Below are 11,836 nucleotides of genomic sequence, written 5' to 3' on the forward strand. Positions count from 1 at the left end.
CCCCCCAAGTGGGGGAGATGTCCGGCAGGACAGAGGGGGGCGCCTCGCTCCGCCATCAAAGGTTCTGCACCGTCGTGACGCTCTGAGGTAACGGAATTGATTTAAATCCCAACCAACCGCCGGACGTCTTCCGGTGATGCGCCGGCCTCGCGCAAGGCGGCAAGGCCGGTATCGGCAAAACTCTTCGACAGCTTTCGTCCGTCCGGGCCCAGGACCAGACGATGGTGGAAGTAGCTTGGTTGCGGGAGGCCGAGGATCTCCTGGAGCAGGCGCTGCACGCCGGTGGCGGAATAGAGGTCCTGGCCGCGCACGACGTGGCTGATGCCCTGCAGCGCCTCGTCGACGACGACGGCGAGATGATAGCTTGTCGGGATTTCACGGCGCGCCACGATCACGTCGCCCCAGTCCTGCGGGCGGGCTTCTATCGTGCGTGTCGTGGAAAGGCTTTCATCGGAAAATTCCAGCCATGACAGACCCGTGCCGACGCGCGCCATTGCAGCATCGACGTCGAGCCGCCAGGCGAAAGGCGCATTCTCGGCCATCCGTCGCTGGCGTTCCCTCATAGTCAACGCCTTGTCGACGGCGGGATAGAGCGGCACCCCGTCCGGGTCGCGCTGCCAGTCGCGGCCGCGCCTTTCGCGATCGGCAATGAAGGCGCGGATTTCGCCACGGCTCATGAAGGCCGGGTAGACGAGTTCCTCGCTGATCAGCCGATCGAGCACCGTCTGATAGTCCGAAAAATGTTCGGACTGACGGCGCACCGGTTGTTCCCAGCCAAGCCCGAGCCATTCCAGGTCGCGAAAAATGCCGGCCTCGAATTCCGGCGTGCAGCGCGTCGTGTCGATGTCCTCGATGCGCAGCAACAGCCGCCCGCCGGTTGTGCTGGCCAACTTTTGATTGAGCAGCGCCGAATAGGCATGGCCGAGATGCAGTTCGCCATTCGGGCTCGGCGCGAAGCGGAATGTCAGGAGTGTCATCGTTCGGCGGCAATCGGGTTGTGCGGCGCTTTCGCCAGTTGCTACTTTGCGCCTGATTACATCTGCCACTTTGCGCCGGGAACAAGCAGACATGCAACGCATCGCCACGCTCGACGACGTCTCGCAAGGGCTCGACGCGCTCTGCCTGCTCGACCCGCGCCTGGAAAAGGTGCGCGGCATGGCCGGCGAGGTGCCGCTTCGGCTGTCCGAGCCGGGGTTCAGAAGCCTTGCCTCGATCATCGTCTCGCAGCAGGTATCCCGCGCCAGCGCCGACGCGATGTTCGGGCGGCTGACAAAACTCGTCGATCCGCTGACGCCGCAAGCCATCCTTGCCGCTGACGAAGCCATCTTTCGCGAAGCCGGACTGTCGCGGCCGAAACAGCGCGGGCTGATCGCCGTCGCCCAGGCGGTGGTCGATGGGCTCGACCTCGATCATCTCTGTTTGCTCGACGCCGCGGAGGCGATCGCGGCGATGACCAAGGTGTCAGGCATCGGTCCGTGGACGGCGGAAGTCTATCTTCTGTTCGCCGCCGGCCACCCCGACGTCTTCCCGGCACGCGACGTTGCCCTACAGAGCGCGGTCGGCCACGCGCTCGGCATCGACCCGCGCCCGCCCGAGAAAACGCTGATCAAGCTCGCCGAATCATGGAGCCCGTGGCGCGGTGTCGCATCACGGCTTTTTTGGGCGTATTATCGTGAAACCCGGGGCAGGGACGCCGCGCCGCCTGGCTGAATCCGTAAAAAAGCATGAAAATCATGCATTTTTAGCGCTGCGATTGATCGACAAGCCGCTTCACATCCCTGTCATGTCGGGCTTACAGTATCAGCGCCGACAGGCTACAGCGCCGCGCATCCAGTTGGATGCGCAAAGGACGCTGTAGGACTTTTTGAAGCTGCGCATGATCCCTTCCGAAAATCGAACCGATTTCGGGGTCATGCGCTGAACCAAGGAGGTCAATGACGTGACGGTTGCCGTATCTCCGGATGGGCTTCCAGCACTGGTGCTGAACGCGGATTACCGTCCGCTCAGCTATTACCCCCTGTCGCTCTGGTCGTGGCAGGACGCCATCAAGGCGGTGTTCCTCGAGCGGGTCAACATCGTCGCCGAATACGAGCACGCGGTATCGTCGCCGACCTTCTCGATGAAGCTGCCGAGCGTCGTCAGCCTGAAAGCTTATGTGAAGCCATCGCGGCATCCGGCCTTCACCCGCTTCAACGTCTTCCTGCGCGACCGTTTCCAGTGCCAGTATTGCGGCACGCCGGAGGATCTGACCTTCGACCATGTCGTTCCCCGCCATCGCGGCGGCGCAACGACGTGGGAGAATGTCGTCGCCGCCTGCTCGCCCTGCAATCTGAGGAAGGGCGGCATGATGCCGGCGCACGCCAAGATGTGGCCGCTGCAGAAACCTTTTCAGCCGACGGTGCACGACCTGCACAACAATGGCCGCTTGTTCCCGCCCAACCATCTGCATGAAAGCTGGATGGATTATCTCTATTGGGATGTCGAACTGGAGCCATAGAGTTCGGCAGAAATCCGCCATGCCGGTCGCCTGACGAAGCTTTCTGCGCTTCCGGTGCTCACGTAGTTTCGTTGCCGCATGTCCTTGTCGGAAAACCGGGACCACTTTTCCGGGACATGCGGGAAGTACGCTCCGCTCCGGTTCTCGAAAATCACTTCATACGACTCAGCCTGCCGAATTCTTGAATGATCTCGCGTCGGCCCAAAAGGGTGAAGCGCTCAGTCGCGGGCAAAGGCGCCGCGGAAGGCGATAACGGCCAGGACGAAGCTGGCGATGGCGTTCCAGCCGGCCAGCGACAAGCCGAGGATGCGCACGGCCGCCTTGTCGCAGGAGGGCGGGACGAATCTGTCGAGCGCATCGAGCACGCCCTTGCCGCCGGTATCGACCGGACCGGCAGCCGCTGCACAGTCGGTCGGCCCCGGCCACCACGCCCATTCGACACCGGAGTGATAGACGCCGAGATAGACGCCGTAGACCATCAGCAGGCCGCCGACGGCCAGCAGGCCGCGTGTCAGCCACGCGGGGGCGCGCAATGTCGACGCAGCCGCCGCCAACAGCATCAGCGGCACGCCGATGTAATAGGGGGTGCGTTGCTCCAGGCAGAGCTTGCAGGGGATGTAGCCGCCGAGATGCTGGAAGGCCAGCGCTGAGCCGACGGTGGCGGTCATGGCGGCGGCGAGGAACAACGCCGTCCGCCTGCGCTGGCGTCCAGGGTCGGCATTCACGGTCGCTGTCATCGATCTGCCGTTCGCCTTGTTGTTGAGCATCTTTTCCGAAAGCCGGCGCCCACTTTTTGCTACGCTGACCTTCGGTTCGGGATCATGCTCTAAAACGCGTATTTGACGACGATATAGAGCGAAATCAGGGCAGCGGCGCCAGCGCCGGCGATCATGCCGAGGCGTTTTTCGATGAACTCGCGGATCGGTTCGCCATAGCGGCGCAGCAGCCAGGCGAGGAACAGGAAGCGGGCGCCGCGCGCCACGATCGCCAGCACGATGAACAGCAGCAAAGGCGTGCCGATGACGCCGGACAGGATCGTCACCACCTTGATCGGCGGCAGATGGGCGAGGCCGGAGGTGATCAGCATCAGGACGATGAATCCGGTGCCCGCCGAGACGCGCAGTGTCTCGAAGTCGTCATACTTGCCGTAGAATTCAAGGATCGGCCGCGCCACCGAGTCATAGGCGTAGTGGCCGATGTACCAGCCGGCTATGCCACCCAGAACGGAGGCCAGCGTGGCGACCAGCGCGTAGCGATAGGCGCGATCCGGCCGCGACAGCGCCATAGGCAGATAGAGCACATCGGCCGGCACCAGAAACACCGAGCTTTCGACGAAAGCGATGAAGGCCAGCCACCATTCGGCGGATTTCTTCGCCGCCAGCGACAAGGTCCAGTCGTAAAGTCCGCGAAGCATCGGCACTCCTGATGCACGTCGCCCAAAATGCGCAGCGCCTTTGGGACAACAATGCATAAAAACCAAGACCAAAAGCGCGCCAGATGAATCTCTCCAGACGCGACGCGCTTCAATGCGCTGCCTGTCTAGAAAGATTTTTCGCGCCGCACAATGGCCGTAGCTTCACGAAATCGAAAGGCCGCGGCCGAGCGAAAGCCACATGGCCGGAATTGGCCACCCCGAATTGGCCAGTTGACGAACAGGCCTCCAACCGTATAGTCCGCGCCCATCCAGGCCGCCCGGCCTGAGCCCCTATGGCGGAATTGGTAGACGCGCTCGACTCAAAATCGAGTTCCGCAAGGAGTGCTGGTTCGATCCCGGCTAGGGGCACCATTTTCTACCCGAGACACCTTGAAAGCTCGGTGGGAGGTTATCCCAGGCGCACCTGGGATACCCCAATTGAGGCCGGGCCATTGCGTAGACTAAGTCGCCATTACATCGGCCCCGGCACCATCTTGGTCGGCTGCTCCGGCATCGGAAACGCGTAATTGTCGCATTTCACGTCGGGGTTCGTCGGGCTGAACATTCCAAGTGGGTTGTCTTTGAACAGCCAGACGTGAAGATCGTAATGGTAGAACTCCACCGGAATAAGCGGATAATGCCCCTCCATCGGCCCCTGGAACGTCTGTCCAAACAGTTTCGGCGGCTCCTTGGTGTCGGGCGTCAGCGGAACAAGCCATTCCACGGCCACCAGGCGCAAGCCGCCGTCGACCGGCTCATAGATAAGGACATTGGGGCGCGCCGGATCTGGTGTCGGGCTGACGCTCGCGACGTTGACGAAATGAATGCCCATCGCGCCCTTCGGGTAATCCATAGCTCCAGCCACTTTTTCGCCGCTGTAATAAACGCATCCGACCGTCGACAGGTAGAGGTCGCGAATGGCGGCCTTGTAGTCTTCGTACTTCGAAAGCGATTGTTTCAGGGCATCGATCTCGACCTTGCCGGGCTCGGCGGCCTGACCCGCGGCCGCAGTCAGGCAGGCGCCGATGAGGCCGGTCAAAGCGAGAATACTGCGACGCCTGAAGTGAATTGTTTTCGTCATGCATTCCTCCCAGATTTTTGTTCTGGCCGTGCAGGACCGAGGGGGCAATGATGCTGGTTGCGCGGCCGAGATTGTCGCCGATGCTAATCCTTTCCGCTGGTTGGGAGAATTAACCCTGATGACCTAGGCCTTCGACACAGTTCTTCGACTGAGTCTGAAAGGGACTGTGGACGGTCGCTGCCGCCGGCCTGCAGCTGCCAATTTCCAGCGCTGGTGATTAGCGTAAGCCCCCTGCGCCTTCGTCATTCCCAGGCCGGAGCAAGGAGCGAAGCGACGCGGCGGCGCGGTAGACCAGGCGATGGTCCTGGATGATGCGCCGCGACCATAAGCCGTCGCTGCCCCTCTCTGCCTTCTCCCCTTGTGGGGCCCGAAGGGCGGGCGAGGCCCGTGACTCGCCCCGGGCGGTGGATTGGCGCGCAGCGCCAAGACGGTTGCTGGACGGAGCGCTGTGGGTGCCACTGGAGCACCCCTCATCCGACCTCGCTTCGCGAGGCCACTTTCTCCCACAACAAGGGGAGAAGGGGAGCCGCACTTTGCCCTACCGCCGTCCCAGCAAGCTCTTCACCCGGTTGCGCAGCAGGCGCGCCATGTTGCGGGTTTCGCGGTAGAGGTGGATCTGCGACGCCGCCTGGCGGGCGAGGCGGTCGGCGTCCGGCGTCAGGCCGAGGACCAGCGTGCCGATCGGCCGGCGCTCCGTCCATAGCCGGCTCATCACCGGATGGTCGGGCACGGCGCAGGAATCGGTCATCATGATGTTGGGATCGTCGAGATGCTGCCTGGTCACCTCGATCATCAGCAGCGTGCCCGGCGAATAGGCGGCGAGCGTCTCGTCATAGGCCGTCTTCCAGGTGTAGGCGACGCCGGCCTCGACGAAGACGACCAGGCAAGCGATGGTGCGGTCATCGAGCGTCAGTGAATGGATGCGGCACAGGTCGCGTTCGGCCAGCCGGTGCACGGCCTCGCGGGCAAAGGCGGCGCGGTAGCGGTCGATGGCCATGGCGGTGCGCTCGCGGCCTTTCCAGCCGGCGGCCTCGAGCGTCAAAAAACGCTCGATGGCATGGCGGATGTTTTCCGGTCCGCGCGCCACCTGATGCTCCAGCCTGCCCAGGTCGGCGAGGCGGCGTTTTAGGCGGCGGAACTCGCGATAATGGTGCGAGCGCAGCGAGGCCTTCAGATACTCATCGCCGTCGATCTCGCTTTCGAGCATCGGCCGTTCGGCCTTGCCGGTGGTGACCAGCGTCAGGCCACGCGTCTCGGCGACGGTGGCCAGCAGGCTGGCCACCGGGCCGTCGAGCCGGATGTCGGGCAGCACGAAGACTTTTGGCACTTTGAGATGCGGCCGCGACAGCATCGCGAAGAAATCCTCGATGACGCCGACGGGATCGTCGCGGTCGACCAGCGGCGTGCCGATCGGCCCGAACGGGCTCGACCATGTGCGCATCACCCGCACGCCGAGCGGCGTCGCCGGCCGCTCCACCGAGAACGGCACCAGCAAGCGCAGCCGGTTGCGGTATTCGTCGCCGTCGCGGATGACCGCCAGCCGCACCTCGCGGTCTTCCAGTCGCGGCATGGCGGGTGCCAGGAAGCGCGGGTTGAAGAACACGTTGGGCTCGATCGTGCGGGCGCAGAGATAGTCGAGTTCCTCGACCAGGTCGAAGCCGGCGGAGGCGGCGTAAATTGCCAGTTTGCGCTGGGGCCGGCCGTTGGCCAACAATTCGATATGGGCGGGATCGGCTTCGCGGGCGAGCCCGGCGAGGCCCGACACCAGGGCGCCGGCCGGGCCGCCGCTGGTTTCCTCGAGCAACGGGATGGCAGCCATCACGCGGCTCCTTTGGCGGCTACGAAAATGACCATGACGATGCCGAGCCTGCGCCAGACCGTGAAGGACAGCGCGCCGGCTTCGAAGATCATCGCGAAGGCGGTGGCCATCGCCGCGCCCCACAGGCCGAAAAGCGGGATCAGCACCAGATTGAGGCCGATGTTGAAGGCCAGCGTCATGGCGTAGACGGCGGCGCAGATATTCTGGTTGCCGCTCATGGTGAGCAGGCTTTCGCAGGGGCCGACGGCGGCGCGGGCGACGACGCCGAAGACCAGCAGGAACAACAGCGGGTAGCCGGCAACGAATTCAGGCCCGAACAAGCTCAGCATCGGCTCGCCCAGCACCAGCACCAGCAGCGCCATCAACAGCGATGGCCAGAACGTCCACGACACGGTTTCGCGGGCGAAGGCGGCGAGCTTTTCGGGCTCGCCATGGGTGAATTGCGCGTAGCGCTGGGCAACGCCCGCCTTGACCGCAAAATAGACGAAATGCACCAGTGCCAGCGTCTTGACCGTGGCGAAATAGACGGCGACGTCGTTGGGATTCATATAGGCGCCGACCATCAGCACGTCGGCATTGGTGAGCAGGAAGAAGAAGCCTTCGACCAGGAAGATCGGCAGCGACACGAGGAACCATTGCGCGAAATGCAGCTTCCTCGGCCCGGCCGGGATTTTTTTGCCGATGCGCGCAGTGATGCCGATGAGCTGGCCGAGCGTGGTGGCATAGGTGGCGACGATCGAGGCGAAGATCGCCGTCCTGGCATCGGGCGCAAAGCCGACCAGAAGCATCAGCGCCATCAGCGCCAGGATCAGCACCGGCCGCACCAGATAAGTCGGCGCCAGCGCAAACAGCGCCCACGAGTTGGCCCGCGCCAGCCCCTGCAGCAGATCGGACATGGCGATCATCGGCATGCAGATGAGGCCGAGAATGAACGGCACGACATAGTAGTTCTCGATAAACGGCGAGAGCAGCCAGACGCCGAGCGCGCCCAGTCCGGCGATCGCCGTCGAGGCGACCAGCACGAACAGGCGGCTGGTCAGCACGATGCCGCGCAGTTCGGCCAGCATGTTGCGCTCGCGATATTCGGGAATGAAGCGGATGATCGAGGTGTGGAAGCCGAGGCAGGCGAGATTGCCGACGATCACCATCGTCACCCAGACAAGGACAAAAATGCCATACTCGAACGAGCCCATCCAGCGCGCCATCAGCACCTGACTGACGAAGGCGATGACGGCGCTGACGATGCGGATGGAAAAGGCGATCAGCGACATGCGGCTGGCTTCGCCGCGCTCGTCGGCGGTGAACAGCACGGCATCGATGCGGCCAAGCAGCGGCTTTGCGCGCAGCGCAAGGCGCTGCGGCAGGAACCGCCCGGCTGTCGTCGCCGCGGAAAAGCGCACCCTGATCACACTCCGTTCTCGGCTTCTTTTCGGGTCTAGGTGTAGTCAAAACACATTAAGAAACGGTTGGGTGGGAGGTAGGAGTGTTCCCTTCTCCCCGTTCACGGGGAGAAGGTGCCGGCAGGCGGATGAGGGGCGCCGGCATTTGCCATGTTCACCGTTCGCGGCAGAACGCGACGAAACGACAGGCCAGCTGATGGAAAGAAATAAGAGCTGAAGGCCCATTTCCGGTGTCGACGGGACAGCGCCCCCCTCTCGCCAGCCGGCCATCCCCCCACGGGCGGGGAGATTGGCTAATCGTGGGCGTTGGCGTCGCCCCTCATCCGCCCTTCGGGCACCTTCTCCCCGTGAACGGGGAGAAGGGAAGTGGGTGCTTACGCGAACGCCCCGTGGCAATGCTTGTACTTTTTCCCTGACCCGCACGGGCAGGCCTCGTTGCGGCCGACCTTGCCCCAGGTGGCGGGGTTTTGCGGGTCGCGGTTTTCGGGGGCGACGGTGGCGTGGGTCTCCTGGCGAACCAGAAGACCGGTCTCGCCGCCGTCAAAATCGTCCTCGCCAGTGGTGCCGTCGAGATGACTGCCGAACATGTCGGGCGCCTCGGGCGGCGGCGCTTCGGCGGCCTGGCGGACCAGCTCGACGCGCATCAATTGCGCGGTGACGGCCTGGCGCAGATTGCCCAGCATTGCCTGGAACAGCTCGAACGCCTCGCCCTTGTATTCCTGCAGCGGGTCGCGCTGCGCGTAGCCGCGGAAGCCGACGACCGAGCGCAGGTGGTCGAGGTTGACGATGTGCTCGCGCCAAAGATGGTCAAGCGTCTGCAACACCACGGAGCGCTCGACATAGGCCATCACGTCGGGGCCGAAGCGCTCTGCACGCTCCTTGGCAGCGGTCTCGGCGGCCTGGCTGATGCGCTCGCGGATATCGTCCTCGGCAATGCCCTCCTCCTTGGCCCAGTCCTCGACGGGCAGGGCGAGATTGAGGAACTCGGCGACCTCGGCCTTGAGGCCGGCGACGTTCCACTGCTCGGCATAGGCGTTTTCGGGAATAGCCTTGGCGACGATCTCCTCGATGACGCCCTCGCGCATCTCGGCGATGGTCTCGGACAGGCCTTCACCGTCCATCAGCTCGAGGCGCTGCTCGAACACCACCTTGCGCTGGTCGTTCGAGACGTCGTCATATTTCAGCAGGTTCTTGCGGATGTCGAAGTTGCGCGCCTCGACCTTCTTCTGCGCCTTTTCCAGCGCCTTGTTGATCCAGGGGTGGATGATCGCCTCGTCTTCCTTGAGGCCAAGCTTCTGCAGCATGCCGTCCATGCGCTCGGAGCCGAAGATGCGCATCAGATCGTCCTGCAGCGACAGGAAGAATTTTGAGCGCCCGGGATCGCCCTGGCGGCCCGAGCGGCCGCGCAACTGGTTGTCGATGCGGCGCGACTCATGGCGCTCGGTGGCGAGCACGTAGAGGCCGCCGGCGGCGAGCGCCTTCTCCTTCAGCCGGGCGACGTCGTCGCGGATTGCCTTTTCCCTGGCGTCGCGCTCGGGGCCGGCCGGCATGTCGCCAAGCTCCTCGGCGATGCGCATGTCGGCATTGCCGCCGAGCTGGATGTCGGTGCCGCGGCCGGCCATGTTGGTGGCAATGGTGATGGCGCCGGGTTTTCCCGCCTGGGCGACGATCGCCGCCTCGCGCTCATGGTGGCGGGCGTTCAGCACCTCGAAATCGGTAAAACCTTCCTTGCGCAGGCGTGCGGCCAGCAGCTCGGATTTCTCGATCGAGGTGGTTCCGACCAAGGTAGGCTGGCCTTTTTCACGGGCTTCCTTGATCTCCCTGACGATCGCCTTGTACTTCTCCTCGACGGTCCGGTAGACCTCGTCGTCCTCGTCAATACGGATGACCGGCAGATTGGTCGGGATCTCGGTGACGTCGAGATTGTAGATGTTGGCGAATTCCTCGGCCTCGGTCAGCGCCGTGCCGGTCATGCCGGCGAGCTTCTTGTAGAGGCGGAAATAGTTCTGGAAGGTGACGGAGGCGAGCGTCTGGTTCTCGGGCTGGATCGCCACATGCTCCTTGGCCTCGAGCGCCTGGTGCAGGCCTTCCGAATAGCGGCGGCCCGGCATCATGCGGCCGGTGAATTCGTCGATAATGACGATCTCGCCGTTGCGCACGATGTAGTCCTTGTCCTTCTGGAACAGCTGGTGCGCCTTGAGCGCATTGTTGACGTGGTGGACGATGGCGACGTTCTCGACGTCGTAGAGCGACTCGCCCTTGAGCAGGCCGGCGTCGCGCAAAAGGTTTTCCAGCTTCTCGGTGCCCTCCTCGGTAAAGATCGAGGTCTTCTGCTTCTCGTCGATCTCATAGTCGGCCGGCTCGAGCTTCAGCATGAAGGCGTCGATGGTATTGTACATTTCCGAGCGATCCTCGAGCGGACCGGAAATGATCAGCGGCGTGCGCGCCTCGTCGACCAGGATGGAATCGACCTCGTCGACGATCGCGTAGCTGTGGCCGCGCTGCACCATCTGGGCGCGCTCGTATTTCATATTGTCGCGCAGATAGTCGAAGCCGAGCTCATTGTTGGTAGCGTAGGTGACGTCGGCGGCGTAGGCGGCATGGCGTTCCTCGTCGGACAGGCCATGGACGATGACGCCGACGGTAAGGCCGAGGAATTTGTAGACGCGGCCCATCCATTCGGAGTCGCGTGTGGCAAGATAGTCGTTGACGGTGACGACATGGACGCCTTTGCCGGCGAGCGCGTTGAGATAGACGGGCAGCGTGGCGACCAGCGTCTTGCCCTCGCCGGTGCGCATCTCGGCGATGCCGCCATTGTGCAGCACCATGCCGCCGATCAGCTGCACGTCGAACGGGCGCATGCCGAGCACGCGGCGCGCCGCTTCGCGCACGGTGGCGAAGGCCGGCACCAGGAGATCGTCGAGACTGGCGCCGTTGGCGACGTCCTGGCGGAATTTTTCCGTGCGGGCCGTCAGTTCGGCATCGGAGAGCGCCCGCATCTCGTTTTCCATGGCGTTGATCGCTTCGACGCGCGGTCGGGTCGACTTGACCCGGCGATCGTTGGAGGAGCCGAAAACCTTACGGGCGAGACCGCCAAAACTGACCATTCAATGGTCCTTTCGATAGCATTCCAAGTCGTTGCGACGGGTGCCGGCCGGCCCCATCAAATCCACGTGAAACGCGGACAAACGCAAAAAGCGCCCGGAAAACGGTTCTGGACGCAAAGTCGTTGGACAGATAAGAGGGGGCTCAATCGATGTCAACGGCGCGCTGGCCCTGACGACCGTGCCAAATTCCGCCACAATCCGGCTGGTCTGGAAGCCATCCCGCCCTAGCTATCCCCCATTGGAGTTAATTGTATGTCCTTATTGTTCCGCCGCGCGTCGCTCGCCAGCCTTGGCCTGGCATTCGGGCTGACGGCGCTGTCGCTGTCGCCAGCGATGGCGCAGGACACCGCGCCCGCCCAACCCAGTCTCTTTTACACATCTGACGCTGCCGACGAACTCTAGGGTGTAGATCTCGGTGGTCGCCGTATCATTAAAAAAAAATGGGGGGGGGGGGGGGGGGGGGGGGGGGGGGGGGGGGGGGGGGGGGGGGGGGGGGGGGGGGGGGGGGGGGGGGGGGG

General features: G+C 63.6%; 10 protein-coding genes and 1 tRNA gene. 4 read left to right on the top strand and 7 right to left on the bottom strand.

Annotated elements, in window-relative coordinates; genetic code table 11:
- Positions 1-101: 101 nt before the first annotated feature.
- Positions 102-977: a tRNA glutamyl-Q(34) synthetase GluQRS gene (gene gluQRS / locus AC0L15_RS32665; RefSeq protein WP_287245777.1), complete on the bottom strand. Its 876-nt coding sequence runs from the start codon at positions 975-977 to the stop codon at positions 102-104.
- 91 nt (positions 978-1,068) lie between these two features.
- Between gluQRS and AC0L15_RS32670 the strand changes: the two genes are divergently transcribed.
- A complete protein-coding gene (locus AC0L15_RS32670) occupies positions 1,069-1,710 on the top strand; it encodes a DNA-3-methyladenine glycosylase family protein (RefSeq protein WP_128246124.1) in 642 nt (213 codons plus the stop codon).
- 229 nt (positions 1,711-1,939) lie between these two features.
- On the top strand, positions 1,940-2,497 hold the full coding sequence (locus AC0L15_RS32675; RefSeq protein WP_023797250.1) for an HNH endonuclease: 558 nt from the start codon (positions 1,940-1,942) through the stop codon (positions 2,495-2,497).
- A 218-nt stretch (positions 2,498-2,715) separates the two neighbouring features.
- Here the strand turns inward: AC0L15_RS32675 and AC0L15_RS32680 are convergent, their stop codons facing one another.
- A complete protein-coding gene (locus tag AC0L15_RS32680; protein WP_287245780.1) occupies positions 2,716-3,234 on the bottom strand; it encodes a disulfide bond formation protein B in 519 nt (172 codons plus the stop codon).
- An 89-nt stretch (positions 3,235-3,323) separates the two neighbouring features.
- Positions 3,324-3,911, bottom strand: coding sequence for a YqaA family protein (locus AC0L15_RS32685; RefSeq protein ID WP_091600122.1), 588 nt, complete (start codon positions 3,909-3,911; stop codon positions 3,324-3,326).
- Positions 3,912-4,198: 287 nt separating this feature from the next.
- Between AC0L15_RS32685 and AC0L15_RS32690 the strand changes: the two genes are divergently transcribed.
- Positions 4,199-4,283, top strand: a tRNA-Leu gene (locus AC0L15_RS32690).
- Positions 4,284-4,383: 100 nt separating this feature from the next.
- Here AC0L15_RS32690 and AC0L15_RS32695 read toward each other — a convergent pair.
- The 4 genes from AC0L15_RS32695 to secA all read right to left on the bottom strand — a co-directional run bounded on the left by AC0L15_RS32695 (position 4,384) and on the right by secA (position 11,318).
- On the bottom strand, positions 4,384-4,992 hold the full coding sequence (locus AC0L15_RS32695) for a hypothetical protein (protein ID WP_128246128.1): 609 nt from the start codon (positions 4,990-4,992) through the stop codon (positions 4,384-4,386).
- A gap of 538 nt (positions 4,993-5,530) precedes the next feature.
- Positions 5,531-6,811, bottom strand: coding sequence for a GNAT family N-acetyltransferase (locus AC0L15_RS32700; RefSeq protein WP_287245782.1), 1,281 nt, complete (start codon positions 6,809-6,811; stop codon positions 5,531-5,533).
- Complete coding sequence (locus AC0L15_RS32705) at positions 6,811-8,211, bottom strand: lipopolysaccharide biosynthesis protein (protein WP_287246587.1); 1,401 nt, start codon at positions 8,209-8,211, stop codon at positions 6,811-6,813. The genes AC0L15_RS32700 and AC0L15_RS32705 overlap by 1 nt, the downstream gene beginning before the upstream one ends.
- A gap of 374 nt (positions 8,212-8,585) precedes the next feature.
- Positions 8,586-11,318, bottom strand: a complete 2,733-nt coding sequence (secA, locus tag AC0L15_RS32710) for a preprotein translocase subunit SecA (RefSeq protein ID WP_287245783.1) — start codon at positions 11,316-11,318, stop codon at positions 8,586-8,588.
- Positions 11,319-11,570: 252 nt separating this feature from the next.
- On the opposite strand from secA, the gene AC0L15_RS32715 reads away from it, so the two are divergent.
- A complete protein-coding gene (locus tag AC0L15_RS32715; protein WP_473498363.1) occupies positions 11,571-11,720 on the top strand; it encodes a hypothetical protein in 150 nt (49 codons plus the stop codon).
- Positions 11,721-11,836: the final 116 nt, after the last annotated feature.

This window comes from Mesorhizobium sp. WSM4846, assembly GCF_055811415.1.

Bases quoted from the DNA above. Each gene is read 5' to 3' on its own strand.
- gluQRS (WP_287245777.1), bottom strand. From the start codon at position 977: ATGACACTCCTGACATTCCGCTTCGCGCCGAGCCCGAATGGCGAACTG.
- AC0L15_RS32670 (WP_128246124.1), top strand. From the start codon at position 1,069: ATGCAACGCATCGCCACGCTCGACGACGTCTCGCAAGGGCTCGACGCG.
- AC0L15_RS32680 (WP_287245780.1), bottom strand. From the start codon at position 3,234: ATGACAGCGACCGTGAATGCCGACCCTGGACGCCAGCGCAGGCGGACG.
- AC0L15_RS32685 (WP_091600122.1), bottom strand. From the start codon at position 3,911: ATGCTTCGCGGACTTTACGACTGGACCTTGTCGCTGGCGGCGAAGAAA.
- AC0L15_RS32695 (WP_128246128.1), bottom strand. From the start codon at position 4,992: ATGACGAAAACAATTCACTTCAGGCGTCGCAGTATTCTCGCTTTGACC.
- AC0L15_RS32700 (WP_287245782.1), bottom strand. From the start codon at position 6,811: ATGGCTGCCATCCCGTTGCTCGAGGAAACCAGCGGCGGCCCGGCCGGC.
- secA (WP_287245783.1), bottom strand. From the start codon at position 11,318: ATGGTCAGTTTTGGCGGTCTCGCCCGTAAGGTTTTCGGCTCCTCCAAC.
- AC0L15_RS32715 (WP_473498363.1), top strand. From the start codon at position 11,571: ATGTCCTTATTGTTCCGCCGCGCGTCGCTCGCCAGCCTTGGCCTGGCA.